The organism is Pseudonocardia hydrocarbonoxydans (assembly GCF_006539565.1).
GTDB lineage: Bacteria > Actinomycetota > Actinomycetes > Mycobacteriales > Pseudonocardiaceae > Pseudonocardia > Pseudonocardia hydrocarbonoxydans.
The window spans coordinates 91,105-117,351 of sequence record NZ_BJNG01000034.1 but is presented as its reverse complement, the minus strand read 5'-3'; the positions used below and the strand labels follow the sequence as shown (position 1 = coordinate 117,351).

At 75.3% G+C, this 26,247-nt stretch carries 24 protein-coding genes; 21 read left to right on the top strand and 3 right to left on the bottom strand.

The features are described from left to right. Window positions 1–1,323: 1,323 nt before the first annotated feature. From PHY01_RS18505 to PHY01_RS18460, 10 genes are all read left to right on the top strand, one after another. On the top strand, window positions 1,324–2,484 hold the full coding sequence (locus PHY01_RS18505) for a tetratricopeptide repeat protein (RefSeq protein WP_141280259.1): 1,161 nt from the start codon (window positions 1,324–1,326) through the stop codon (window positions 2,482–2,484). Further along, window positions 2,481–3,524, top strand: a complete 1,044-nt coding sequence (locus tag PHY01_RS18500; protein WP_141280258.1) for an HAD-IIA family hydrolase — start codon at window positions 2,481–2,483, stop codon at window positions 3,522–3,524. The genes PHY01_RS18505 and PHY01_RS18500 overlap by 4 nt, the downstream gene beginning before the upstream one ends. Continuing rightward, a complete protein-coding gene (locus tag PHY01_RS18495; protein ID WP_141280257.1) occupies window positions 3,521–3,715 on the top strand; it encodes a hypothetical protein in 195 nt (64 codons plus the stop codon). The genes PHY01_RS18500 and PHY01_RS18495 overlap by 4 nt, the downstream gene beginning before the upstream one ends. A gap of 5 nt (window positions 3,716–3,720) precedes the next feature. Continuing rightward, window positions 3,721–4,509 (top strand): TlyA family RNA methyltransferase, encoded by a 789-nt coding sequence (locus PHY01_RS18490; protein ID WP_141280279.1) that lies wholly within the window; start codon window positions 3,721–3,723, stop codon window positions 4,507–4,509. After that, entirely contained in the window at window positions 4,506–5,411 is a 906-nt protein-coding gene (locus tag PHY01_RS18485; RefSeq protein WP_141280256.1) for an NAD kinase, read from the top strand. The genes PHY01_RS18490 and PHY01_RS18485 overlap by 4 nt, the downstream gene beginning before the upstream one ends. 30 nt (window positions 5,412–5,441) lie before the next feature. Continuing rightward, window positions 5,442–7,235, top strand: coding sequence for a DNA repair protein RecN (gene recN / locus PHY01_RS18480; RefSeq protein WP_141280255.1), 1,794 nt, complete (start codon window positions 5,442–5,444; stop codon window positions 7,233–7,235). Window positions 7,236–7,298: 63 nt separating this feature from the next. Further along, window positions 7,299–8,483, top strand: coding sequence for a putative cytokinetic ring protein SteA (steA, locus tag PHY01_RS18475; protein WP_141280254.1), 1,185 nt, complete (start codon window positions 7,299–7,301; stop codon window positions 8,481–8,483). Next, entirely contained in the window at window positions 8,480–9,382 is a 903-nt protein-coding gene (locus PHY01_RS18470; RefSeq protein ID WP_141280253.1) for a copper transporter, read from the top strand. The genes steA and PHY01_RS18470 overlap by 4 nt, the downstream gene beginning before the upstream one ends. Window positions 9,383–9,497: 115 nt before the next feature. Then, the gene (gene pyrG / locus PHY01_RS18465; protein WP_246085995.1) at window positions 9,498–11,207 is read left to right on the top strand and encodes a CTP synthase; all 1,710 of its coding nucleotides are present in this window, start codon (window positions 9,498–9,500) and stop codon (window positions 11,205–11,207) included. Window positions 11,208–11,257: 50 nt separating this feature from the next. Next, window positions 11,258–11,836: an NUDIX domain-containing protein gene (locus PHY01_RS18460; RefSeq protein ID WP_141280278.1), complete on the top strand. Its 579-nt coding sequence runs from the start codon at window positions 11,258–11,260 to the stop codon at window positions 11,834–11,836. Between the two features lies 1 nt (window position 11,837). Here PHY01_RS18460 and PHY01_RS18455 read toward each other — a convergent pair whose 3' ends face one another. Further along, window positions 11,838–12,326 carry a DUF1707 domain-containing protein gene (locus tag PHY01_RS18455; RefSeq protein WP_246085994.1) on the bottom strand — a complete coding sequence of 163 codons (489 nt, stop codon included), beginning with the start codon at window positions 12,324–12,326 and terminating at the stop codon, window positions 11,838–11,840. A 50-nt stretch (window positions 12,327–12,376) separates the two neighbouring features. Here PHY01_RS18455 and PHY01_RS18450 point away from each other — a divergent pair, with 50 nt between their 5' ends. Then, a complete protein-coding gene (locus PHY01_RS18450) occupies window positions 12,377–13,363 on the top strand; it encodes an LLM class F420-dependent oxidoreductase (protein WP_141280276.1) in 987 nt (328 codons plus the stop codon). A gap of 55 nt (window positions 13,364–13,418) precedes the next feature. Further along, entirely contained in the window at window positions 13,419–14,327 is a 909-nt protein-coding gene (locus PHY01_RS18445; RefSeq protein ID WP_141280252.1) for a site-specific tyrosine recombinase XerD, read from the top strand. A 3-nt stretch (window positions 14,328–14,330) separates the two neighbouring features. Here the strand turns inward: PHY01_RS18445 and PHY01_RS18440 are convergent, their stop codons facing one another. Beyond that, complete coding sequence (locus PHY01_RS18440) at window positions 14,331–16,076, bottom strand: sigma-54-dependent Fis family transcriptional regulator (RefSeq protein WP_141280251.1); 1,746 nt, start codon at window positions 16,074–16,076, stop codon at window positions 14,331–14,333. A 140-nt stretch (window positions 16,077–16,216) separates the two neighbouring features. Between PHY01_RS18440 and PHY01_RS18435 the strand changes: the two genes are divergently transcribed. Then, entirely contained in the window at window positions 16,217–17,689 is a 1,473-nt protein-coding gene (locus PHY01_RS18435; protein ID WP_141280250.1) for a flavin-containing monooxygenase, read from the top strand. 34 nt (window positions 17,690–17,723) lie between these two features. Further along, window positions 17,724–18,539, top strand: coding sequence for an alpha/beta fold hydrolase (locus PHY01_RS18430; protein ID WP_141280249.1), 816 nt, complete (start codon window positions 17,724–17,726; stop codon window positions 18,537–18,539). A gap of 136 nt (window positions 18,540–18,675) precedes the next feature. Here PHY01_RS18430 and PHY01_RS18425 read toward each other — a convergent pair whose 3' ends face one another. Continuing rightward, window positions 18,676–19,842 (bottom strand): NADH:flavin oxidoreductase/NADH oxidase, encoded by a 1,167-nt coding sequence (locus tag PHY01_RS18425; RefSeq protein ID WP_281283667.1) that lies wholly within the window; start codon window positions 19,840–19,842, stop codon window positions 18,676–18,678. Window positions 19,843–20,161: 319 nt separating this feature from the next. Between PHY01_RS18425 and PHY01_RS18420 the strand changes: the two genes are divergently transcribed. The 7 genes from PHY01_RS18420 to der all read left to right on the top strand — a co-directional run bounded on the left by PHY01_RS18420 (window position 20,162) and on the right by der (window position 26,237). Next, window positions 20,162–21,091, top strand: a complete 930-nt coding sequence (locus PHY01_RS18420) for a ParA family protein (RefSeq protein ID WP_141280248.1) — start codon at window positions 20,162–20,164, stop codon at window positions 21,089–21,091. Next, on the top strand, window positions 21,088–21,870 hold the full coding sequence (locus PHY01_RS18415) for a segregation and condensation protein A (RefSeq protein WP_141280247.1): 783 nt from the start codon (window positions 21,088–21,090) through the stop codon (window positions 21,868–21,870). Before PHY01_RS18420 ends, PHY01_RS18415 begins: the two co-directional genes overlap by 4 nt. Continuing rightward, entirely contained in the window at window positions 21,858–22,427 is a 570-nt protein-coding gene (gene scpB / locus PHY01_RS18410) for an SMC-Scp complex subunit ScpB (protein ID WP_141280246.1), read from the top strand. The genes PHY01_RS18415 and scpB overlap by 13 nt, the downstream gene beginning before the upstream one ends. Before the next feature lie 39 nt (window positions 22,428–22,466). Further along, entirely contained in the window at window positions 22,467–23,216 is a 750-nt protein-coding gene (locus tag PHY01_RS18405; protein WP_218030221.1) for a pseudouridine synthase, read from the top strand. Between the two features lie 272 nt (window positions 23,217–23,488). Further along, window positions 23,489–24,163 carry a (d)CMP kinase gene (gene cmk / locus PHY01_RS18400; protein ID WP_141280274.1) on the top strand — a complete coding sequence of 225 codons (675 nt, stop codon included), beginning with the start codon at window positions 23,489–23,491 and terminating at the stop codon, window positions 24,161–24,163. Continuing rightward, window positions 24,160–24,804 (top strand): lysophospholipid acyltransferase family protein, encoded by a 645-nt coding sequence (locus tag PHY01_RS18395; RefSeq protein ID WP_141280244.1) that lies wholly within the window; start codon window positions 24,160–24,162, stop codon window positions 24,802–24,804. The genes cmk and PHY01_RS18395 overlap by 4 nt, the downstream gene beginning before the upstream one ends. Continuing rightward, the gene (gene der, locus PHY01_RS18390) at window positions 24,801–26,237 is read left to right on the top strand and encodes a ribosome biogenesis GTPase Der (RefSeq protein WP_141280243.1); all 1,437 of its coding nucleotides are present in this window, start codon (window positions 24,801–24,803) and stop codon (window positions 26,235–26,237) included. The genes PHY01_RS18395 and der overlap by 4 nt, the downstream gene beginning before the upstream one ends. Window positions 26,238–26,247: the final 10 nt, after the last annotated feature.

Below are 26,247 nucleotides of genomic sequence, written 5' to 3'. Positions count from 1 at the left end.
CCCACTTTTTTGTATCCTCTGTAGGTGAGTATCGCGGATGGTTCCGGCGATGACCGCCCGCGACGAGATGATCGCGGCGGCTCCCCGGCAGGACATGATCGATCGGGCGGGGAACGGCGCGGAAAGCCGCAGCGGACGGGATCCGGTGCCGGCCGCGATTCCCGTGGCGAGTCCCGCCGGGGTACCGGTGTCGGCAGCGGCTGGTCCGATGCGGGTGCGCGCGGCGACCGGGACCGGCCGAGCCGCTCCGGTGCCTCCAGGTCCTCCGGTGACGCCGCCGGGCGCGGCCACCGCGCCGACCGTGACGCCGTCGGAGGCCGTCGCGACGATCGCTCCCAGGGCGGGTATCCGCGCCGCGGCGCCGACGCGGGCACGTCCCGTCCGCGGCGGGACGACGACGGCCGGGGCACCGCACCGCACAGGGGTCGCCCGGGCGGCGACGACGGACGCGGTGGTCGTCCCCGGGACGACCGTGGAGGCGCCGGGCGTCCGCGGGAGGGCACGGGCGGCTACCGCGGCGGCGTGGGTCGCACCGAGCCGCGCGGCGGATCGGGTGCGCGCCCGGTCCGTGCCGACCGCTCGGACGATCGTCGTGACGGCTACACCGGCGATCGTGACCGGGGCCGGGACGATCGTGGTGGCTGGAGCGGGGGTCGGGGTGGGTCCGAGAGTCGCGGGCGCGGCGCCGCGCCCGAGCGGGCGGAGGGTCGTGACACGGCCTTCGCCCGGCGCGTGGACGGTCGCCGGGACGCGGGACCGGACGCCCGGGGCGCGCGTCCCGGCCGCAGCGACGACCGCCGTCCCGTCCGCGACGACCGCGACCGGCCGGCCGGTGACCGGCGGTCCGGCGCGTACCGGGGTTCGGACCGACGTGAGGACGACCGCAGCCGGGACGACCGCAGCCGGACCTCCGGCCCCTCGTCGTCCGGGCGGGGCCCGCGCGACGAGCGCGACCGCCCGCGGCGCGACGACCGGGGTGTCGCGCGTCCGCCGGCCGCGCGGCGGGACGAGCCGGCGGCGCGGTCGTCGTGGGACCGCCCCCGCCGGGACGACCGTCCCGACGGTGACCGGCGGCCCGACCGCCGCGACGACCGGCCCGATCGCGGTGCCCGGGGTGACCGCAGCACCCCGGCCGAGCGTGGTCGCCCGGATCGGGCGTCCGCACCGTACGGGGACCGTGCGCCCGCGCAGCGCTCCTCCGACCGGCGACCGGCGGCCGGAGCCCGGTCGGAGCGGCGCCCCGACCCCCGGCGCTCGGCAGGCGGACGGCCGGACCGGCCGTCGCGGGACGCCTCGGCCCGGCCCGGCCGCGACCGGACCGGGGTGCCGGAGTCGGCGCGCGCGTCGTTCGTCGCCGAGCCGCGCCTGAGCGAGGAGCACACGGTGGCCGCCCTCGACGCCGAGGTCCGGCGCGACCTGCGCGGGCTGCAGAAGGACACCGCCGACAGCGTCGCGCGGCACCTGGTCGCCGCGGGCAGCCTCATGGAGGAGGACCCGGCCCTGGCGCTGGAGCACGCCCGGTACGCCCGGCGCCGTGCGTCACGGATCGCGGTGGTCCGCGAGGCCGCCGGGATCGCGGCGTACCACGCCGAGGAGTGGTCGGAGGCACTCGCCGAGCTGCGCGCGGCACGGCGGATGGGCGGTGGGCCCGTCCACCTGCCCGTGATGGCCGACATCGAGCGGGCCCTGGGCCGGCCGGAGCGCGCGATCGACATCGCGCGCAGCCCGGAGGCCGCCGAACTGGGCACGGCCGGCCGGATCGAGCTGGCGATCGTCGCGGCGGGGGCGCGGCGCGACCTCGGTGAGCTCGACGCCGCCGTCGTCGGGCTGCAGATCGCCGAGCTGGACCCGGCCCGGCGCGACCCGTGGAGCGCGCGGCTGTTCTACGCCTACGCCGACAACCTGCTGGCCGCCGGGCGGGAGTCCGACGCGCTGCAGTGGTTCGTGCACGCCTCCGACGTCGACGACGAGGGGGAGACCGACGCGCTCGGCCGCATCGCCGAGCTGACCGGCGAGGACCCCGACGACGCCGACGACTTCGCCTTCGGGATCGAGGAGGTCGAGGAGGTCGGGGAGGTCGCCGCCCTGGACGGCACCTCGGCGGACGACGTCCCGGTCGTGGACGAGCCTGCGCCGACCGACGAGCCTGCGCCGACCGACGAGCCCGCGCCGATCGACGTGCCTGCGCCGGCCGACGAGGCCGCCGCGGACGACGGCCCGGTGGAGCCGGCCGGGGGCGCCGACCGGACCGACCCGCCCGGTGACGGGTCGCCGGAGCCGGACGAGGGGGCGGACCCGACCGGCGGGGACTCCGGCGTCACCGACCCGGTGGCCGCCCGGGACGACGACCCCGCGGAGGCCCCGGCGGCCGCCGGGCCGGTCGAGCCGACCGGATCCGGGCCGGGGGGCGCGGACGAGGCCCCGGCGACCGCCACCGGCGACACCGACAGGCCTGCCGACCCCGACGGGGACGACGCGCGGTGACGACCCCACTCGACCGGCACGACGTGCTGCTCGCCGACCTCGACGGCACGCTCTACCGCGGGGCCGAGGCGGTTCCCGGTGCGGTCGAGGCGGTGGCGGCGGCGCGGGAGCAGGGCGTGACGACGATGTATGTCACCAACAACGCCTCCCGCCGCCCCGTCGACGTGGCGACGCACCTGGCGGAGCTGGGGTTCCCGGCCGGTGAACGGGACGTCGTCGCCAGCTCGCAGGCGGCCGCGGCGATGCTGGTCGCGCAGCTGCCGGCGGGCGCGGCGGTACTGGTCGTCGGCACCGACGCGTTGGTCGAGGAGGTCGTGCGGGTCGGTCTGACGGTCACCGCCGACGCCGCCGAGGCCGTCGCCGTCGTGCAGGGGCACAGCCCGGACACCGGGTGGCGGGTGCTGGCCGAGGCCACGGTCGCGCTGCGGGCCGGGGCGGTGTGGGTGGCGTGCAACGTCGACCCGACGCTGCCGACCGAGCGCGGTCCGCTGCCCGGCAACGGGTCGATGGTGGCGGCGCTGCGCACGGCGTCGGACCGCGAACCGCAGGTGGCCGGCAAACCGGCGCCCGCGCTGCTGCACGAGGCCGCGGGCCGGGTGGGGGCCACGAACCCGCTGATGATCGGCGACCGGCTCGACACCGACGTCGAGGGGGGCCGGGCGGCGGGGATGACGACGCTGCTGGTGCTCACCGGGGTCTCCGACGCCGCCGAGCTGCTGGCAGCCCCCGAGGCGCTGCGGCCCGACCTGGTTGGCGCGGACATGGCCGCCCTGCACCGGCCCGTCGACGAGCTGGCGCCCGGGCCGCGGCCGGGCTGGGAGGCCCGGACGGTGGAGCCCGGGGTGCTGGAGCTCTCCGGTGACGGCGACGCGCTCGACGCCCTGCGCGCGCTGTGTGCGGCGCACTGGGCCGCGGGCGGTGGCGGGTTCCGGATCTCCCCGACCGGTGAGGGGGCGGTGCGGGCACTGGACGAGCTCGGCCTGCGCCCGGCTACCGTGGCGGGAGCCGACACCCCCGACCCGGCCGGAGCCCGCCCATGACCGTCCCGCTCCCGGGACCACCGGCGTCGCCGCGGCCCGCCGACCCGCGGGGTGTCGACCCGCGCCCGGCCGTCGAGGCGGCGCTGGCCGCCCTCGACGAGCTGGCCGGGCGCCCGCCCGCCGAGCACGTCGAGGCCTTCGAACGCGTGCACGCGGCGCTCGGCGACGCGCTGGCCGCAGGATCGGCGTGACGCGGGTGGTCACCCGGGCCCGGTTGGACGCCGAGCTGGTGCGCCGCGGCCTGGCCCGGTCCCGTCAGCAGGCGGCGGAGCTGATCGAGCAGGGGCTCGTCGCCGTCCACGGGGTGGTGGCGGGGAAGCCGGCCACGGTCGTCGACCGCGACACCCCGGTGGTCGTCCGCGAGACCGGGGAGCGCGAGTGGGCCTCCCGCGGGGCGCACAAGCTCCTCGGCGCGCTCGACGCGTTCGGGCTGGACGTCACCGGTGCGCGCTGCCTCGACGCGGGCGCGTCGACCGGGGGCTTCACCGACGTGCTGCTCGACCGGGGCGCGGCCCAGGTCGTCGCGGTCGACGTCGGCTACGGCCAGCTGGTGTGGCGGCTGCGCAGCGACGAGCGGGTGCAGGTGCACGACCGCACCAACGTCCGCGCGCTCACCCCCGGCGACATCGGCGGGCCGGTCGCGGTGACCGTCGCCGACCTGTCGTTCATCTCGCTGCGCACGGTGCTGCCCGCCCTCGCCGCCTGCACCGACGGGGTGCTGGTGCCGATGGTGAAGCCGCAGTTCGAGGTGGGGCGCGAACGGCTGGGCTCCGGTGGCGTGGTGCGCGACCCCGGGCTGCGCCTCGGGGCGCTCGTCGACGTCGCGGCGGCCGCGCGCGCGCTCGGGCTGGTGCTGCGCGGGGCGGTGGCGAGCCCGTTGCCGGGACCGTCGGGCAACGTCGAGTTCTTCCTGCTGCTCGCCCGCACCGGCGACGACGTGGGCGACGCGGTGCTGGCCACCGCCGTCGAGCAGGGCCCGGCGTGACCGGGCGCGAGGTCCTGCTCGTCCTGCACACCGGCCGGGAGACCAACCGGAGCACGGCGTCGGCGGTGGCGGCCCGGCTGGCGGCCGACGGGATCCGGCTGCGCGTGCTGGCCGAGGAGTGGTCCGACGTCGGGGAGCTGCCCGCGGCACTGCGGCCCCGCGTCGTCGACGGGCGGCCCGGCTGCGCGGAGGGCGCCGAGGTCGTCCTCGTGCTGGGGGGCGACGGCACGCTGCTGCGCGCCGCGGAGATGGCGCGTCCGGTGGGGGTGCCGCTGCTGGGCGTCAACCTGGGCCGGGTCGGGTTCCTCGCCGAGACCGAGCAGGACTCGCTGGGCGACGCCCTCGACGCGATCGTCGCGGGCGGCTACGACGTCGAGGAGCGGATGACGCTCGACGCCGTCGCCCGCCGCAACGGCGACGTGCTGGCCCGGACCTGGGCGCTCAACGAGGCCGCGGTGGAGAAGGCGACCCGCGAGCGGATCCTGGAGGTGGTGCTGGAGGTCGACGGGCGGCCGGTGTCGGCCTTCGGCTGCGACGGCGTGCTGTGCGCGACGCCGACCGGGTCCACCGCCTACGCCTTCTCCGCGGGTGGGCCGCTGGTGTGGCCGCAGGTCGAGGCCCTGCTGCTGGTGCCGAGCAACGCCCACGCGCTCTTCGCGCGCCCCATGGTGATCTCCCCGGACTCGCAGGTGGCGATCGAGGTCGACGCGGACGGCCCGCCCGCGGTGCTCGACTGCGACGGCAGGCGGACCGTCGCGCTGCCCCCCGGCGCGCGCGTGGAGCTCTCGCGCGGCGAGGCGCCGGTGCGGATGGTGCGCCTGGACGGGCGGCCCTTCGCCGACCGCCTGGTACGCAAGTTCGACCTGCCGATCCGGGGCTGGCGCGGGGCACCGAAACCGTAGTTGTCGGGGTGCCGCCGTACCCTCCGGACCATGCTGGCCGAGATGCGGATCCAGGGGCTGGGCGTGATCGACGACGCCACCCTCGAGCTCGATCCCGGGCTCACCGTCCTCACGGGGGAGACCGGGGCGGGCAAGACGATGGTGGTCACCGGCCTGTCGCTGCTCGGTGGCGGGCGCGCGGACGCGTCCCGGGTGGCGGCGGGGGCGAAACGCGCGGTCGTGGAGGGCCGGTTCGCCGCGGGGGCCGCGGCGCTGGCCGTCGCCGACGAGGTGGGGGCCGACGCCGACGACGACGGCACGTTGATCGCGGTGCGCACGGTCGGGGCCGACGGGCGGTCGCGCGCGCACCTGGGCGGGCGGTCGGTGCCGGTCGGGGTGCTGGGCAGGCTCGCCGAGGCCACCCTGGCGGTGCACGGGCAGAACGACCAGCTGCGGCTGCTGCGCCCGGTCGAGCAGCGCGCCCTGCTCGACCGGTTCGCCGGCGACGCCGTCGGCGGCCCGCTCGACCGCTACCGGTCGGTGCGCACCGAGTGGCTGAAGGTGGCCACCGAGCTCACCGAGCGGCGCGACGGCGCCCGGAGGATGGCGCAGGAGGCCGACCTGCTGCGTCACGGCCTCTCCGAGATCGGCGCGGTCGATCCGCAGCCGGGGGAGGACGCCGACCTGCTCGCGCAGTCGCGGCGGCTGGTGGCGGCCGACGACCTGCGCGAGGTCGCCACGGCGGCCCGCACGGCGCTGGTGGGGGCCGAGGAGGGCGACCCCGACGCCCCGGCCGCGCTCGCGCTGATCGGCGACGCCCGCCACCGGCTCACCGGCGCGGGCGACGAGGAGCTCACCGCGCTCGACGCCCGGCTGGCCGAGGCGCTGGCCCTGCTCGGCGACGTGGGCGCCGAGCTCACGGCCTACCTCGACCGGCTCGACGCCGATCCCGAGCGGCTGGCCGCCGTGCTGTCGCGCCAGTCCGATCTCAAGGCGCTCACCCGCAAGTACGCCGCCGACGTCGACGGCGTGCTGGCCTGGGCCGACGACGCCCGCCGCCGGCTCGACGGGCTCGACACCTCCGAGGAGACCCTCGCCGCACTGGCCGCCCGCCGCGACGAGCTGGCCGTCGAGCTGGCCGGGCACGCCGCCGAGGTCACCGCGGCGCGCACCGAGGCCGCGGCCCGGCTGGCCGCCGGCACCACGGCCGAGCTGGGCGGGCTGGCGATGGCCGACGCCCGCCTGCTCGTCGACGTGCGGCCCCGGGAGGCCGGGCCGGACACCCCCCACGCCCTGCGCCACGGCGGGCGGCACCTCGTCGCCGGCACCACCGGCGTCGACGACGTCGAGCTGCGGCTGGTCGCCCACGGCGGCGCGACGCCGCAGCCCCTGCACCGGGGTGCCTCCGGTGGCGAGCTGTCGCGCGTGATGCTGGCGCTGGAGGTGGCGCTCGCCGGGGCCGACCCGGTGCCCACGATGGTCTTCGACGAGGTCGACGCCGGGGTCGGCGGGCGGGCCGCGGTGGAGATCGGGCGGCGGCTGGCCCGCCTCGCCGCCCGCCACCAGGTCATCGTGGTGACGCACCTGCCGCAGGTGGCGGCCTACGCCGACCGGCACCTGGTCGTCGACAAGGCGGTCCGGGGCGGATCGGGGCCGGCCCGCAGCCGGGTACGCACGCTGGCCGAGGGCGACCGGATCGTCGAGCTGGCCCGGATGCTGGCGGGGCTCGACGACACCGACACCGGCCGTGCCCACGCCGAGGAGCTGCTCGGCGCGGCGCGGGCGCACCGCGAGGCCGACCGGGCCCCGGCGAAGCCGAAGCGCGCAGCGAAACGGACACGATGAACGCGGGGTGACGGTGCGGCGTGCCTTCCTGGCCGTTGCTGCAGACAGTGTCACAGTGCGTGCATGAAGTTGTCCGGCCTGCTGCACCGCACCCGCCCTGAGCTGCCCGGCCTGTCCGGGGTCGCCCGCGTCGATCGGCACACCGGAGCACTCCTGCGCCGGGTCAAGGCGGGGGAGATCGCGGTCCTCGACCAGATCGACCTCGACCGGGCCACCGCCGACGCGCTCGTCGCCGCCGAGGTCGCCGCGGTCGTCAACGCCTCGCCGTCGATCTCCGGCCGGTTCCCGAACCTCGGCCCCGAGGTGCTGGTGGCCGCCGGGATCACGCTCGTCGACTCCGCCGGTGCCGAGGTGCTGCACGCCGTCAAGGACGGCAGCAAGCTGCGGCTGCTCGACGGGGTGCTCTACCTCGGCGAGCTCCGGGTCGGCGAGGGTGTCGAGCAGGACGCCGACTCCGTCGCCGACGCGCTGGTCGAGGCCCGCTCCGGGCTGACGCACCAGCTGGAGGCGTTCGCCGCCAACACCATCGAGTTCATGCGCCGCGAGCGCGCCCTGCTGCTCGACGGCGCCGGGGTGCCCGACGTCGACGTGGAGCTGGCCGGGCGCCAGGTGCTCGTCGTCGCCGCGGGGTTCGACCACGTCGCCGACCTGGCGCGGCTGAAGAACTTCATCGCCGAGTACCGGCCGGTGCTGATCGGGGTCGGGGCGGGGGCGGACGCGCTGCTCGCCGCCGGGCACCGGCCCGCGCTGATCGTCGGCGATCCCGGCGAGGTGTCCAACGAGGCGCTGACCTGCGGTGCCGACGTCGTCGTCCCGGCCTTCGCCGACGGCCACGCGCCCGGCCTGCACCGCGTGCAGGACCTCGGGACGGGCGCGGTCACCTTCCCCAGCTCGGCCAACTCCGAGGATCTCGCACTGCTGCTCGCGGGCCACCACGGTGCGTCCATGGTGGTGACGGTCGGGCTCTCGGCGAGCATGGCGGAGTTCCTCGACCGCGGCCGCTCGGGCAGCAACGCCTCGACCTTCCTCACCCGGCTGCAGCTCGGCGGCACGCTGGTGGACGGGCGGGTGATCGCCGCGCTCTACCGCAGCCGCGTGTCGCTCGGGGCGATCCTGCTGATGGTCGGCGCCGCGTTGGTGGCCGTCGTCGCGGCGCTGCTGGTCTCCGACGCCGGGGACGCGGTCCTCAACTGGATCGCCCAGGGCTGGCGCGGTCTCGTCGACGGTGTGCGGGGCTGGTTCGGATGATGTCGTTGCGCTACCACGTGGTCTCGATCGCCGCGGTGTTCCTCGCGCTGGCGCTCGGGGTCGTCCTCGGGGCGAGCGGGGTCTCGGACCGGCTGCTGTCCGCCGTCTCCACCGAGCGCGACGAGCTGGGCGGGCGGGTGCAGACCCTCACCGGGGAGCGCGACGACCTCGCCGCCGCCGCCCGCGCCTCCGACGAGTTCGCCCGCCGTGTCGGGCCCGCCGCCGTCCGGGGGCTGCTCGACGGCCGGGCCGTCACGATCGTCACCGCCGGTGCCGAGGTCGCCGACCGCGACGGGCTCGTCGCGCTGCTCGGGCAGGCCGGTGCCGCGGTCGCCGGGGAGGTGACGCTGACCCCCGCCGTCGGCGACCCGGCCCGGGCCGACCAGCTCCGGGAGCTCACCGCGGGCCTGCTCCCGTCCGGGGCGCAGCTGCCCGCGGCGTCCGACACGGGCAGCCTGCTCGGTGGCCTGCTGGGCGGCGCGCTGCTCGAGGGCGGCGACGCCGCGGCCGTGCTCGACGGTCTCGCCGCCGCCGGGTTCGTGCAGGCCGGCGACCCCCCTGCCCCCGCGACGCTGGTCGTCGTGCTCACCGGTGGTGCCCTGACCGGGGTCGACGCCGCCGACGCCGCCGCCGTCGTCGCCCGGCTCGCCGCGGAGCTCGACCGGCGCGGGGCCGGCGCGGTCCTCGCCGGTCGCACCGGCTCGGCGGACTCCACCGGGCCGGTCGGCGTGGCCCGGGCGGACTCCACGGTGACCGCGGCCCTCTCGACCGTCGACGACGTGCAGTCCGGTCCCGGCCAGGTGTCGACGGTGCTGGCGCTGCGCGAGCAGCTCGACGGGCGGGCGGGCCGCTACGGCACCGCCGCGACGGCGTCGGACGGGGCCGCGCCGGCGGCGTGAGCGGCGGCGCGCGAATCGGGGGACTCGCGGAGCGGAATCGGGGGACTCGCGCGTAGAACGGGGGACTCGCGGGTGGGTGGGGCGGGCGGCGGGGGCCGCTGTACGCTGAAAACCCGTGCAGCCTCGTGCGACGCGTCATCTGTTCGTCACCGGTGGGGTCGCGTCCTCGCTGGGTAAGGGTCTGACGGCGTCGAGCCTCGGCCAGCTCCTCACCTCCCGCGGGTTGCGGGTGATCATGCAGAAGCTCGACCCGTATCTGAACGTGGACCCGGGCACCATGAACCCGTTCCAGCACGGGGAGGTGTTCGTCACCGAGGACGGGGCGGAGACCGACCTCGACGTCGGCCACTACGAGCGGTTCCTCGACCGGGACCTGCACGGGCGGGCCAACGTCACGACCGGGCAGGTCTACTCCGAGGTGATCGCCAAGGAGCGCCGGGGCGAGTACCTCGGCGACACCGTCCAGGTCATCCCGCACATCACCAACGAGATCAAGGACCGCATCCTCGCGATGGCGGAGCCCGACGCCGACGGGGTCGCGCCCGACGTCGTCATCACCGAGGTGGGCGGCACGATCGGCGACATCGAGTCGCTGCCGTTCGTCGAGGCGGCCCGGCAGGTCCGCCACGAGGTGGGCCGTGACAACTGCTTCTTCCTGCACGTCTCGCTGGTGCCGTTCCTCGCGCCGTCCGGCGAGCTCAAGACCAAGCCCACCCAGCACTCCGTCGCGGCGCTGCGCAACATCGGCATCCAGCCCGACGCGCTGGTCCTGCGCGCCGACCGCGAGATCCCCGACGGCATGAAGCGCAAGATCTCGCTGATGTGCGACGTCGAGCTGGACGGGGTGGCGGCCGCACCCGACGCGCCGTCGATCTACGACATCCCGAAGGTGCTGCACAGCGAGGGCCTCGACGCGTACGTGGTGCGGCGGCTGGGCCTGCCCTTCCGCGACGTCGACTGGACGGTGTGGGGCGACCTGCTCGAGCGCGTCCACCACCCCGAGGCGACGGCCCGGATCGCGCTCGTCGGCAAGTACGTCGACCTGCCCGACGCCTACCTGTCGGTGACCGAGGCGCTGCGGGCCGGCGGGTTCGCCCACCGCGCCCGCGTCGAGATCGTCTGGGTGCCGTCGGACGAGTGCGCGACCCCGGCGGGGGCCGCCGCCGCACTCGACGGCATGGACGGCGTGCTCGTCCCGGGCGGGTTCGGCGTGCGGGGGATCGAGGGCAAGCTCGGCGCGCTCACCCACGCCCGTACGCGCGGCATCCCCACGCTGGGCCTGTGCCTGGGCCTGCAGTGCATGGTGATCGAGGCCGCCCGCAGCCTGGCCGGGCTCGCCGACGCCAACTCCAGCGAGTTCGACGAGCGCACCCCGCACCCGGTGATCTCCACGATGGCCGACCAGCGCGACGTCGTCGCGGGCGAGCGCGACATGGGCGGCACGATGCGCCTGGGCTCCTACCCGGCGACGCTCGGCGCGGGCACGGTCGTGGCCGCGGCCTACGGCGGGCGCGAGGTCACCGAGCGCCACCGCCACCGCTACGAGGTCAACAACGCCTACCGGTCGCGGCTGGAGGAGGCCGGGCTGGTGTTCGGGGGCACGTCCCCGGACGGCTCGCTCGTCGAGTTCGTCGAGCTGCCCGCCGAGACCCACCCGTTCTACGTCGGCACGCAGGCCCATCCCGAGCTCAAGAGCCGCCCCACCCGGCCGCACCCGCTGTTCGCGGCGTTCGTCCGCGCGGCGCTGCGCTATCAGGGCGAGGTGCTGCTCCCGTTCGACGAGGCCGAGCGCGAGCACGCGTCGGTGAACGGGGCGGGCACGTGAGGCACGACTTCCCCGTCGAGGGCAGCTCGGAGATCTACTCCGGGCGGGTCATGGCGCTGCGCTCGGACCGTGTGGTGATGCCCGGTGGGCGGGTCGCGACGCGCGAGATCGTGGAGCACCCCGGGGCCGTCGCGGTCGTCGCACTCGACGCCGACGACCGCGTCATGATGATCCACCAGTACCGGCACGCCGTGCGGCGACGGCTGTGGGAGCTCCCGGCCGGGCTGCTCGACGTCGCGGGGGAGGACCCGGTGCTCACCGCACAGCGTGAGCTGGCCGAGGAGTCCGGGCTGGCCGCGACGGAGTGGTCGGTGCTGATCGACGTCGTGCCGTCGCCGGGGTTCTCCGACGAGTCGGTGCGGGTCTACCTCGCACGCGGGATCTCCGAGGTGGGCAGGCCGGCCCCCGACGGCCCCGACGAGGGCGACAACGAGGAGGCCGACCTGACGGTCAAGTGGGTCTCGATGCCCGTCGCCGTGCGGATGGTGCTGGCGGGCACGATCGTCAACGCCGTCACCGTCGCGGCCGTGCTGGCCGCTCACGTGCTGGCCGGGGCGCCGACGGCGGCCCGGCCACCGGACGCGCCGTGGCAGGACCGGCCGTCCCGGTTCGCCGCCCGCGCGGACTGACCTACGGCCGCAGCGGGCGGCCGTAGGGGTCGGTGGGCCGCCCGGCGAGGATGACGATGCCGTCGACGAACGCCCAGACCACGCCGACGACGACGAACGAGAGCAGCAGCTGGGCCACCGCGATGCCGTGGTGGCCGCTGTAGAGGCGGCCGACGCCGAACGGGAACACCAGCTGCAGGACCCCGGCCGCCACCCGGGACCGGTCGGAGAACGGCATCCCGGAGTGCGGGTCGATCCCGTGCGGCGCGTGCGGTGGCAGCGCCGGGTAGGGCGCCGGGAAGGCGACGGGGAGCGCGGCGGCGGGCCGGGGCAGGTCGGTGAACAGCGCCTCCAGCTCGTCGGAGGTGCGCGCGGCGTAGGCGGATGCGGTGCGGTCGGCGTACTCGTCGGGGTCGAGACGGCCCGCGGACAGGTGCTCGCCCAGCTCGGTGACGGCCCACTCGCGCTCGGCGTGGCCGACGCGGATGCGCCGCGGCTCCGGCGTGTTCACGCCTGCGACGGTACCGCCGCCGGGGACTACGCTCGGGGTTCGTGACCGGTATGCGATTCGGACTGTTCGTTCCCCAGGGCTGGCGACACGACCTCGTCGGCATCGACCCGAAGGACCAGTGGGCGACGATGAAGGGGCTCGCCCAGCACGCCGACGAGGGCCCCTGGGAGTCGGTGTGGGTCTACGACCACTTCCACACCGTGCCCGCCCCCACCGACCAGGCCACGCACGAGGCCTGGTCGCTGATGTCGGCGTTCGGCGCCGTGACCGAGCGGGTGCGGCTCGGCCAGATGTGCACGTGCATGGGCTACCGCAACCCCGCCTACCTGGCCAAGGTGGCCGCCACCGCCGACATCATCTCCGGCGGCCGGGTCGAGATGGGCATCGGCGCCGGCTGGTACGAGCACGAGTGGCGCGCCTACGGCTACGGCTTCCCGTCCGGGCCCGAGCGCCTGCAGCTGCTCGACGAGGGCGTGCAGATCATGAAGCAGGCCTGGGAGACCGGCAGCGCCACCCTCGACGGGAAGCACTACCAGGTCGACGGCGCCATCGTGCAGCCCCGCCCGCTGCAGGAGGGCGGCATCCCGCTCTGGATCGCCGGCGGTGGCGAGAAGGTGACGCTGAAGATCGCGGCGAAGTACGCCCGCTACACCAACTTCGACGGCACGCTCGAGGGCTTCACCCGCAAGTCCGAGCTGCTGAAGGGGCACTGCGAGACCGTCGGCACCGACTTCGAGGCGATCACCCGCTCGGCCAACTACAACGTGGCCATCGGGAAGGACCAGGCCGAGGTCGAGCAGCGGATGCAGGACGCCAAGGCCCGCCTGGTGCCCCACGTCGGCGAGGAGAAGGCCGAGGGCTCGCTCGGCGCCGTCCGCGGCCTGCCGGCATGCGGCACCCCCGACCAGATCATCGAGAACCTCACGAAGCTCAAGGAGGCGGGCATGACCTACGCCATCCTCAACTTCGCCGAGGCCGCCTACGACCGCTCGGGCATCGAGCTGTTCGAGCGCGAGGTGATCCCGGCACTGGCCTGAGGACACGCCCGCCCGGCTGCACGGGGCGGGTGCGGGCCGGCGGCATGATGGTCGCGTGGGTGTCGAGTCGGCGGTGGAGGCGTTCCTGCACCACCTGACCGTCGAGCGGGGCAGCGCCGCCAACACCGTGGCCTCCTACACCGCCGACCTGCGCCGCTACGTCGCGCACCTGGCCGGGCTGGGGATCGACGACCTCGCCGCGGTCCGCGAGGCCGACGTCGGCGCGTTCGTGGTGGCGCTGCGCAGCGGTCCGAGCCCGCTGGCCGCGTCGTCGGCGGGGCGGGCGCTGGCCGCGGTGCGCGGTCTGCACCGGTTCGCCGCGCGCGACGGCCTGGTGCCCGAGGACGTCGCCCGCGCCGTCACCCCGCCCGCGGTGGCCGCGCGGCTGCCGCGGGCGCTCGCCGTCGACGAGGTGGACCAGCTCCTCGCCGGCTGCATCGGCGACGGCGCGGTGGCGCTGCGCGACCGCGCCCTGCTGGAGCTGCTCTACTCCACCGGCGCCCGGATCTCCGAGGCCGTCGGGATCGACCGCGACGACCTCGACGTCGACGGGCGCACGGTCCTGCTGCGCGGCAAGGGCGGCAGGCAGCGGATCGTGCCGGTGGGACGGCCCGCGCTGGCCGCCGTCGACGCCTACCTGGTGCGGGCCCGCCCGGCCCTGGCCGCGAAGGGCCGGGGCACCCCCGCCCTGCTGCTCAACGCGCGCGGTGCGCGGCTGTCGCGGCAGAGCGCCTGGCACGTCCTGCGCGGTGCCGCCGAGGTGGCCGGGCTGACGGCGGAGGTCTCCCCGCACACGCTGCGGCACTGCTTCGCCACGCACCTGCTCGCCGGCGGCGCCGACGTGCGCACCGTCCAGGAGCTGCTGGGCCACGCCTCGGTGACCACGACCCAGGTCTACACCCACGTCACCGTCGACGCCCTGCGCGAGGTCTACGCGACCACCCACCCCCGCGCGCTGGGCTGAGGCTCACGCCGTGATGCGGTACTGCGCGATCTTGCGGTAGAGCGTGGACCGGGCCACCCCGAGCACCGCCGCCGCGGCGGCCCGGTTCCCGTCGGTCTCGCGCAGGGCGGCGACGATCGCGTCGCGCTCGGCCCGGTCGACACGGCGCAACGACCCCGGTGGCGCGCTCTGGCACGACGCGGGCAGGTCGCCGACCTGCAGCACGCCCACCGGCCGCCGGCGCAGGGCCGCGTCCAGCGCGTCGCGCAGCTCCGCCACGTTGCCCGGCCAGCCGTGGCGGGCCAGCGTGCGCTGCGCGTCGGCGGACAGCCGGACGTCCCGGCCGGGGGCCAGCTCGGCCAGCACTGCAGTGACCAGGGCCGGCAGGTCCGCGGACCGGTTCCGCAGCGGCGGCACCGTCACCGTCCGGCGGAACGCGGCGAGCAGCCCGGGCCCGGACCGGGCGCCGTCGGCGGCGGTGGCGGCGAGCCGGGCCCCGCGCAGCGCGCCGGGCAGCCCGGCCGGGACACCGGGCCAGCGGTCGAGGTCGGCCAGCACGACCAGCGGGGACGGACCGGCGTCCCGGACGCGGGCCACGGGGTCGTCGGCCGGTCCGATCTCCACCACGCGGCCCGGCCCGTGCACCGCGCCGTCCAGGTCGGCGAGCAGCCGGCGCCGGCCGCTGCCCGGCTCCCCGGTGACCAGCAGCGGGGTGCCGGCCCGCAGTGCCTCGGCCGCCGCCGTCCAGGCCGCGCGCCAGGCGGGCCCGGTGCCCGCGGTCGTCGGCTCCGGCTCCGGCCGCGGGTCCGGCGCGGGGCGGGGCTGCGGTACCGCCACGGCCCGGCCGACCGCGGCCTCACGCAGCACCGAGACCACCGCGACCAGGCCGGCGACCGCGCTGCCGGCCGTCACCGCCGTGCCCCGCACCCGGACACGGACCCCCGAGGGCAGGTCGAGCCGGTCGTCGACGGCGGGGCCGCGGACCATGCGGAACCGCGCGTGGTCGGTCAGCGCGGCGAGATCTCCCGGGTCCAGCAGCGTCTGCAGCGCGGTGTTGGCCAGCGCCATCCGCCGCCCGACGGCGAGCACCGGACGCCGGGACCGGGCGTCGACCCGGGTGTAGAGGTCGAACACCGCCTGCTGGCCCGCGTCGCGGTCGTGCAGCAGCGCGTCCTGGATCCGCGCGGCCGCGGACGTGACCAGGGAGTGCAGGATCGGTGAGGAGTGCTCGACCCGGCAGCTGACGTCGAGCACGCCCTCGATCCGCCCGGTGACCGGGTCGCGCACCGGGGCGCCCGCGCACGCGTAGGACTGCAGCGGTTCGACGAAGTGCTCGGCGCCCACCACGTGCACCGACCGGCCCGACTCCAACACCGTGCCCACCCCGTTGGTGCCGACCGCCCCCTCGTCGTAGCCGAAGCCCTCGGCGAAGCGGTTGTCGTCGGCGGCCCGCCCGATCGCGACGGTCGTGTCGAGCCGCACGAGCAGGCGCGCCCGGTCGTCGGTGAGCACCACGCAGACCGGGGCGTCGGCGATCTGCTCGGCCAGCTGGTCGATCACCGGGCGGGCGCAGCGCACCAGCCGGGAGTCCAGGTCCAGGTCCGGGTGGTGCCGGTTCGACACCGCCGCCGGATCGACGCCGCGGGCCAGGCTCCGCCGCCACGACGCGACCACGTGCCCGGGGACGCCGGGCAGGTCGACGTCGGGGCGGTCGTGCAGCCGGGCCAGCGCGGAGGTGAGCAGCCTGCGTCGAGCCAGCACGTCCCCCATGCCGCGGCACCTCTCTGTCGCCTTGCTCACATCATGCGTCACGGGGTCAAGGTCGGAACCGTCCGAAGTTCGGACACGTCGGGTCCCGGCACCCGACCTAGCGTCGGACGCCGTCACCGTCGACGCAGGGAGTCCCGCCCATGACACGCACCGACCGCGAGCACCTCGACGTCCTGATCGTCGGGGCCGGGGTGTCCGGCATCGGCGCCGCGCACCACCTGCGGGCGCGGTTCCCGGACCGCACCTTCGCGATCCTGGAGGCGCAGGACGCCCGCGGGGGCACCTGGTGGACCCACCGGTTCCCGGGCGCGCGCTCCGACAGCGACCTGTTCACCTACGGCTACCGCCACAAGCCCTGGGTCGGGCCGTCGATCGCCGCGGGCGGGGCCATCCTCGACTACCTCGACGAGGTCATCGAGGAGGACGACCTGGCCGGGCACATCCGCTACCACCACCGCGTCACCGCGCTGTCCTGGTCGTCGGAGGAGCACCGGTGGACCGCCGAGGTCACCCGCACCGACACCGACGAGCGGGTCACCCTCACCGCGTCGTTCCTGTGGATGTGCCAGGGCTACTACAACCACGACGAGCCCTACACCCCCGAGTGGCCCGGCACCGATCGCTACGCGGGCACGATCGTCCACCCGCAGGCCTGGCCGGCCGACCTCGACCACACCGGGCGGCGGGTGCTCGTCATCGGGTCGGGGGCGACGGCGGCGACGCTCGTCCCGGCCCTGGCCAAGTCGGCCGACCACGTGACGATGCTGCAGCGCTCGCCGTCGTACTGGTTCCCGTCGCCGAAGGTCCACGAGCTTGCGACGATGCTCGAGCCGCTGCAGCTCCCGCCGGACTGGACCCACGAGATCCTGCGCCGCCAGTACACCCAGCAGCTCGACTGGCTGGCCGCCGTCGGGCACGAGGACCCCGACCAGCTGCACACGTTCCTGATGGACGCGATCACCCCGCTGCTGCCCGAGGGCACCGACATCGAGAAGCACTTCACCCCGCGCTACCGGCCGTGGCAGCAGCGGATCGCGATCGTCCCCGACGGCGACCTGTTCGAGGCCATGCGCGACGGCCGGGCCTCGGTCGTCACCGACACGATCACCGAGTTCACCGAGGAGGGCGTGCGGGTCTCCTCGGGCGAGGTGCTGGAGGCCGACGTCGTCGTGACCGCGACGGGGTTCGACCTGTCGGTGTTCGGGGACATCCCGTTCGCGGTCGACGGCGAGCCGGTCGACTTCTCGCAGCGGGTCACCTGGCACGGGATGATGATCAGCGGCGTCCCGAACATGGCCTACGCCTTCGGCTACTTCCGGCACAGCTGGACCCTGCGCGTCGACCTCGTCAACGACGTCGTCGCCCGGATCGTCGAGCGCATGGGGGAGCGGGGCGCGCGGACCGTCGTGCCGGAGCTGCGGCCGCAGGACGCCGACATGGAGCTGCGGGAGTGGTCGGACCCCGAGAACTTCAACCCCAACTACGTGCTGCGCTCCCAGGACCGGATGTTCAAGCAGGGCGACCGCGAGCCCTGGACCCACATGCAGGAGTACGCGCACGACCGCACCGCACTCCCGGAGGCCGACGTCGACGACGGCCTCTCCTACCGCTGAGCCTCCTACCGCCGACCCTCGAAGGAGCAGATCCGTGCCGCAGATCCCCGTCCGCACCGGAGTCACCCTCAACTACGAGATCACCGGCACCGGCGACCCGTTGCTGCTGGTGATGGGCACGTCCGGCGCGATCCCCCTGTGGGGCGAGATGATCACGCGCCTGAGCGAGACCCACCAGGTCATCGCCTACGACAACCGTGGCCTGGGCGGGAGCGACCGCGGCACCGGCCCGATCACCGTCGCCTCGCTCGCCGAGGACGCCTCCGCGTTGCTGGAGGCGCTGGAGGTGCCGCGCGCGCACGTGCTGGGCTGGTCGCTCGGCTCGGCGATCGGGCAGGAGCTGGCGCTCGCCCATCCCGACCAGGTCGCGTCCGCGCTGCTCTACGCGACGTGGGGCCGGGCCGACGGCTTCCAGCGGTCGGTGCTCAGCGCCCTGCGCCTGCCCTACGTGCACCGCGACATGGAGTCGGCGTTCGCCACGGCGGGCCTCGCGTTCTCCCCGCAGCTGCTCGACCACCCGGACTTCGCGCAGATGCTGGAGCCGATGCTGCCGGCGTTCCCGCAGAACGAGGAGCAGATGCAGGTCACCGTCGAGCAGTGGGACGCCGACCTGGCGCACGACACGCTCGACCGGCTCGGCGGGATCACCGCCCCGACGCTGGTCGTGGTGGGGGAGCAGGACCTGCTGACCCCGCCGTGGCAGGCGAAGAAGGTGGCCGACGCGATCCCGGGCGCGCACTACGAGCTCGTCACCGGGCCCGGGTCGAGCCACGGGCTGCACATCGAGCGGCCCGGGGACCTCACCACGATCGTCACCGGGTTCCTCGGGAAGCTGGCACTCACCCACTGACCACCCCCGGCGGGTCTGCCGCAGACGTTCGGTGTGTCGGCCGGTCACGTACGCGCGGGGTGCACGGGATCGGCGAACTCGCCGTGCGTGGGCGGCGAACTCGCCGGGTGGGGTGGGAGAACCCGCCGGGGGTGGGTCACGCGACCTCGTCGAGGCCGTCCGGGGTCGCGGGCACCGCGGGCCAGCCGATGCTCGGGTCGTGGCCGCGGAAGTTCTGCAGCCACCAGCCCCAGTCCTCGGGCACCAGCTCGAACGGGGCCGGGTGGCCCAGCTCGCGGGCGGCCCACACCGGCCAGTGCGGGTTGGCCAGGGCCGGGCGCCCGAGCAGCACCAGGTCGATCTTCTCCTCGCGGATCGCCCGGTCGGCGTTCTGCGGCACGCCCAGGTTCCAGCTGACGGTGACCGGGACGCCGATCTCCCGCCGGACCTGCGCGCCGCGCTCGACCCACGCGCTGACGTCGCCGAAGAACGGGTCGCGCATGTCGTCGGTGTTGCCGCCGAAGGACAGGTCGGCCATGTCCGCGCCGTGCTCGACGAGCCAGCCGACGACCTCGACCGAGTCCTCCCAGCGCACGCCGTCGGGGTGGTAGTCGTCGGCGCCGAGGCGGAAGGTGAGCGGCAGGTGCTCCGGCCACACCGCGCGGACGGCGTCCATCGCCTCGATCAGGAACCGGGCCCGGTTCTCCTTGCTGCCGCCGTAGGCGTCGGTGCGCCTGTTGGCGAGCGGCGAGTAGAAGCTGGCGGCGAGGTAGCCGTGCGCGAAGTGCATCTCCAGCCACTCGTAGCCCGCCTCCAGCGCGCGCACGGCGGCCTCGGCGTACCGCACGTGGATGGCCTTGATCTCCTCGACGGTCAGCGCGTGCACCGGGTAGGGGCGCTTGCCGAAGCCGTAGGGCAGGTCCGACGGGCCGACGACCTGCCAGCCCTCCGGGTGGTCAGGGGGCAGCTGTCGGCCGAGGTCCCCGGCGACCCACGGCTTGAGCTCGCTGCCGTTGCGGCCGGTGTGCCCGAGCTGGATGCCCGCCACCCCGCCCATGTTCTTGATCATCGACGTCACGCGGGCGTGGCCCTCGATCTGGGCGTCGTCGTAGATCCCGGCGCAGTGCGGGGTGGTGCGGCCCTCGGGGGCGATGGCCACCTGTTCGGGGAAGATCAGCCCGAAGCCGCCCGCGGCCCGGGCGCCCAGGTACATGAGGTGGAAGTCGTCCATCCGGCCGTCGACCGAGCGGTACATCGTCATCGGCGACATCGCGATGCGGTTGCGCAGGGTCACGCCCTTGAGCGTGTAAGGGGGTGAACAGATCAGGTATGGGGGAGGCCTCTCGGGTCCCGTCGGCGGGCTGCGAGGGAGTCAACAAGCCCGGGGAGACGCCCGGGTGACCGCTCCGTGACGACCGTGGCGCGGCGCCCTCACACGATCGGGCGCCCGGACGTGAGCACCCCCGACCGCACCCGGCCGCGACCGGGCGGTAACGTTCGGCTCCCGTCGGCCCGCTCCGGCCGACGGTGACACCAAGAAGGCGGCCGCGACACGGCGGGGCGCGTTGCCGCTCGTCGGCGGCGACTCCTAGTCTGCCCGGAACGGCCCGTCGGGCCGTCCGAGCCACAGACCGGAGCCCCGCATGGACATGCCGCGGCCCTACGTCCCCGTCCCGGAACCGCTCGACCGAGCCGACCACGACGACCGAGCCGACCTCGACGGCGAACACGACGAGCCCGTCCACCCGACCGGCTCGGGGGGGAGACACCGCCTGATGGTGCCCGAACCTGCGCCGCTGACCGAGCACGGTCCGGCGCGGATCATCGCCGTGGCCAACCAGAAGGGCGGCGTCGGCAAGACGACGTCGACGATCAACCTGGGGGCCGCGCTCGCCGAGTACGGACGGCGGGTGCTGCTCGTCGACTTCGACCCGCAGGGCGCCCTGTCGATCGGCCTGGGCGTGCAGGCCCACGAGCTCGACACGACGGTCTACAACCTGCTGATGGAGCGCGGCGTCGAGGTCGACGACGTGATCAAGAAGACCGGTGTGGCCGGGCTGGACCTGCTGCCCAGCAACATCGACCTGTCCGCGGCGGAGGTGCAGCTCGTCACCGAGGTCGGCCGCGAGCAGGCGCTCGGCCGCGCGATCAAGCCCGTGCTCGACCGCTACGACGTGGTCCTCATCGACTGCCAGCCGTCGCTGGGCCTGCTCACGATCAACGCGCTGGCCTGCGCCGACCAGATCCTGATCCCGCTGGCGTGCGAGTTCTTCTCGCTGCGCGGCGTGGCGCTGCTGATGGACACCATCGAGAAGGTGCAGGACCGCCTCAACCCGGACCTGACGATCCTCGGGATACTGGCCACGATGTTCGACCCCCGCACCCTGCACACCCGCGAGGTGCGCCAGCGCGTCATCGAGGCGTTCGGCGACCTGGTGTTCGAGGCCACGATCAACCGCACCGTGCGCTTCCCGGAGACCACCGTGGCCGGGGAGCCGATCACCACCTGGGCCCCGCAGTCCAACGGGGCGGAGGCGTACCGCCTGCTGGCCCGCGAGGTCATCGCGCGGTGACGCTGCTCGACGACACCGCGGCCGCCGCCCCGGAACCGGCGGGCCCGCAGCGGTTCACCGTGCGCCTGCACAACTTCGAGGGCCCGTTCGACCTGCTGCTGCAGCTGATCGGCAAGCACGAGCTCGACATCACCGAGATGGCGCTGCACCGCGTCACCGACGACTTCATCGCGCACCTGAGGTTCCTGGGCGAGGACGCCGACCTCGACGAGACCACCGAGTTCCTCGTCATCGCGGCCACCCTGCTCGACCTCAAGGCCGCCCGGCTGCTGCCCGACGCCGAGGTGGAGGACGCCGAGGACCTGGCGCTGCTGGAGGCCCGCGACCTGCTGTTCGCGCGGCTGCTGCAGTACCGCGCCTACAAGCAGGTGGCGTCGCTGTTCGTCGAGCTGGAGGCGGGGGCGGCGCGCCGGTTCCCGCGGTCGGTGGCGCTGGAGGAGCGCTTCGCGGTGCTGCTGCCCGAGGTGCTGCTCGGCGTCGACGCGGCCGCGTTCGCCGACCTGGCCGCGAGCGTGTTCCGACCCAAGCCGCCGCCGGAGGGTCCCGGCCTGGCCCACCTGCACCAGCACGAGGTGTCGGTGGCCGAGCACGCGGAGCTGCTGCGGGCGCGCCTGGCCGAGCTGGGCGTCGCCACGTTCGCGACGCTCACGGCCGACTGCGTCGCGCCGATCGAGGTCGTCGCCCGCTTCCTCGCCGTGCTCGACCTGTTCCGCGGCGCCGTCGTGGAGCTCGACCAGCCCGAACCGTTCGGGGAGCTGACGGTGCGATGGACGCCCTAGAGGAGGAGCTGGCGCTGTTCGCCGACCCCGAGCTCGACGGGGCGCTGGAGGCGCTGCTGCTGGTCGTCGACGCCCCGACCGAGGCCGACGCGCTCGCGCTGGCGCTGGACCAGCCCGTCGCCAGGGTGCGGTCGTCGCTGGTGCGCCTGTCGCGCGAGTACACCGAGGCCGGGCGGGGCATCGACCTGCGCCACGTCGGCGGCGGCTGGCGGTTCTACACGCGCGAGACCTACGCGCCCTACGTCGAGCGGCTGCTGCTGGACGGGCAGCGCGCGAAGCTCACCCGGGCCGCACTGGAGACCCTCGCGGTGATCGCCTACCGGCAGCCGGTGACCCGCGCACGGGTCTCGGCGGTGCGCGGCGTCAACTGCGACGGGGTGCTGCGTACGCTGGTGTCCCGCGGGCTGGTGCAGGAGGCCGGTATCGACGGCGCGACGCAGGGCACCCTGTTCCGCACCACCGAGCTGTTCCTGGAGCGCCTGGGGCTGTCCTCCGTGGAGGACCTGCCCCCGCTGGCCCCGCTGCTGCCCGATGTGGACTCGATCGACGACATGTGAGAAGTAGGACCCGTGAACACCAGCCAAGACCGTGACGGCGTGCGACTGCAGAAGGTGCTGGCCCAGGCCGGCGTGGCGTCGCGGCGCGCGTCGGAGGAGCTGATCGCGCAGGGCCGGGTCAGCGTCGACGGCGAGGTCGTGCGGGAGCAGGGCCGCCGGATAGATCCCGACACCGCGGTCGTCCACGTCGACGGCTCCCGGATCGTGCTCAGCGACGACATGGTCTACCTCGCGCTGAACAAGCCGCGCGGGCTGCTGTCGTCGATGTCGGACGACCTGGGCCGGCCCAGCGTGGGCGACCTCATCGTCGAGCGCGGGATCATGGAGGAGCACTTCACCGGCGCGCCGCGCAGCCGGCTGTTCCACGTCGGCCGCCTCGACGCCGAGACCGAGGGCCTGCTGCTGCTGATGAACGACGGCGAGCTCGGCCACCGGCTGATGCACCCGTCCTACGAGGTGCAGAAGACCTACGTCGCCGAGGTGATGGGCCAGCTGCCGCGCGATCTGGGCAAGCGGCTGCGGGCCGGGGTCGAGCTGGAGGACGGGCCGGTCGTCGTCGACTCCTTCAAGCTCGTCGACTCCACCCCGGGGCGGTCGATGGTGGAGCTGAAGATCCACGAGGGGCGCAAGCACGTCGTGCGCCGCCTGCTCGACGAGGTCGGGTTCCCGGTGCAGCGCCTGGTGCGCACCGCCGTCGGCGACGTCCTGCTCGGCGACCAGCGGCCCGGCCGGTTCCGGCCGCTCAACCGCAGCGAGATCGGCTCGCTCTACGCCTCGGTCGGCCTGTAACCCGCGAGTCGGGACATCCGTGCGACCGAGTCGTCGCCTCCGTGCGGGTCCCGGGCGCGCACGCCGGAGCGGACTCGGTCGCACGATCCTCCCGACTCGCGGGTGGGGTGGGCGGGAGGTCCATGCCGCTGACGTCGCCCGATCCGGCGCACGGCATGATGGAGGGCGGCCCGCGTCCGCGGGTCGTAGGCCGTGATGCGGCGAGCAGGGGGCCGCGGGGCCCCGGATGAGGGGTCGGGCCGGTGGCGGGCAGGTTGCACGGGGTCGTCGCGATGGACGGCCCGTCGGGCACCGGGAAGTCCACCGTCGCCAGGCGGTTGGCACGCGAGTGCGCGGTGCCCTACCTCGACACCGGCGCGATGTACCGGGCGGCGACGCTGGCGGTACTGCGTGCGGGGCTCGACGCCGACAGCGCCGCCCGCGACGTCGTGCTGGCCGCGGCGCAGGCCAGGATCGAGTCGGGCACCGACCCGGCGGCGCCGCGGATCCTGCTCTGCGGCGAGGACGTCGAGGCGGAGATCCGGGGCACCGCGGTGACCGGGCTGGTCAGCGCGGTCTCGGCGCACCCGGAGATCCGGGAGCTGATCGTCGGGCGGCAGCGCGAGCTGATCGCCTCCGCCGTGGCGGCGCAGGGCGGGATGGTGGTCGAGGGCCGCGACATCGGCACCGTCGTCGCGCCGGACGCCGCGCTGAAGGTCTACCTCACCGCCTCCGACGAGATCCGCGCCGCCCGCCGCGGCGCGCAGGACCGCAAGGCCGGGCGCGGGGCCGACGCCGCCACGGTGCTCGCCGCCGTCCGGCGTCGCGACCACCTCGACACCACCCGCACCGTCTCGCCGCTGACCGCGGCCGCCGACGCCGTCGTCCTGGACACCGACCACCTGAGCGTCGACGCCGTGCTCGACGAGCTGCGTAGGCTGGTGGGGGAGCGGGGCCTGGTGCGGTGAAGGGGACCCAACTCCCCGAGGGGTCGTGGCCGTGGTTCCACGACCTCGCCCGGTGGGTCGGGACGTGGCTGTTCACGCCGTTCTACCGGGTGCGGGTGCACCACGGCGACCGGTTGCCGGCCGCCGGTCCGGTGGTGCTCGTCGCCAACCACAGCGCGTTCGTCGACGGCCCGTTGCTGTTCGGACTGGTCGGGCGCCGCGCGGTGTTCCTGGTCAAGCAGGAGATGTTCGACGGGCCGGCCGGCCGGGCGCTACCACTGATCGGCCAGCTGGGAGTGCGCCGCGGGGCGCCCGACCGGCGACCGTTGACCGCAGCGGTGGCGGTGTTGCGCGAGGGCGGGCTCGTCGGGGTGTTCCCCGAGGGGACCCGCGGCGAGGGCGACATGGCCGCGGCGCAGCACGGCGCGGCCTGGCTGGCGCGCGCGTCCGGTGCGGTGGTGCTGCCGGTGGTCTGCCGGGGCACGCGCCGCCCGGCCGGTGCCGGTCGTCGCCTGCGCCCCCGGGTGGACGTGCTGGTCGGCGAGCCGCTCGACCTCCCCGCAGGTGGTGGGCGCGCGGGTCTCGCCGCCGCCACCGAGACCGTCCGGGCCGCGCTGGCCGGGATGGTCCGAGAACTCGATGCCCTACGGAGCAACACATGAGCGAGTACGACGAGGACACCCTCACCGAGATGGGCCGCCTGGGTCTCGACCCGGCCGAGTTCACCGACGCCGACCTGGTCGACGGGGCGGACGGCGAACCCGAGGGACTGGTGCCGGCCCCGGTGCTCGCGGTGGTCGGGCGGCCCAACGTCGGCAAGTCGACGCTGGTCAACCGCCTGCTGGGGCGGCGCGAGGCGGTCGTCCAGGACATCCCGGGCGTCACCCGCGACCGCATCGCCTACGACGCGCTGTGGAACGGGCGGCGCTTCACCCTCGTCGACACCGGCGGGTGGGAGCCCGACGCCAAGGGCCTGCAGGCCTCGGTCGCGGCGCAGGCGGAGATGGCGATGCAGACCGCGGACGCCGTGCTGCTCGTCGTCGACGCCTCGGTGGGGGCGACCACCACCGACGAGGCCGTCGCGCGCGTGCTGCGCCGCGGTGACGTGCCGGTGATGCTGTGCGCCACCAAGGCCGACGACGACCGGCTCACCTCCGACATCGCCGCGCTGTGGCGTCTCGGGCTCGGCGAGCCGCACCCGGTATCGGGCCTGCACGGCCGTGGCTCGGGCGACCTGCTCGACCGGATCCTGGACATCCTCCCGGAGAGCCCGCGCGACCTCGGGTTCGGCGCCCCGGGCGGGCCGCGCCGCGTGGCGCTGGTGGGCAAGCCGAACGTCGGCAAGTCGAGCCTGCTCAACCGGGTCTCCGGGGAGGTCCGCTCGGTGGTGCACGAGGTCGCGGGCACCACGGTCGACCCCGTCGACTCCCTGGTGGAGCTCGACGGCGAGGTCTGGCGCTTCGTCGACACCGCGGGCCTGCGCAAGCGCGTCAACACCGCGAGCGGCATGGAGTACTACGCCAGCCTGCGCACGAAGGCCGCGATCGAGGCGGCCGAGGTGGCGGTCGTGCTGATCGACGCGGGCGAGCCGATCGCCGAGCAGGACCAGCGCGTGATCACGATGGTCGAGGAGGCCGGACGCGCGCTGGTGCTGGTCTTCAACAAGTGGGACCTCGTCGACGAGGACCGCCGGCTGGCGATGAAGCGCGAGCTCGAGCGCGACCTGGTGCGCGTGCGGTGGGCCGAGCGCGTCAACATCTCGGCGCTGACCGGGCGCTCGGTGACGAAGATCGCGCCCTCGCTGCGCACCGCCCTCGCGTCCTGGGACCGTCGCGTGCCCACCGGGCGGCTCAACGGCTGGCTCTCCGAGGTGGTGGCCGCGACGCCGCCGCCGGTCCGCGGCGGCAAGCAGCCCAAGATCCTGTTCGCCACGCAGGCCGCCACCCGCCCGCCGACGTTCGTGCTGTTCACCAGCGGGTTCCTGGAGGCGGGCTACCGGCGGTTCCTGGAGCGACGGCTGCGCGAGGAGTTCGGGTTCACCGGGTCGCCCATCCGGATGTCGATCCGGGTGCGGGAGAAGCGCGCCCGGAAGTAGCCCCACTACG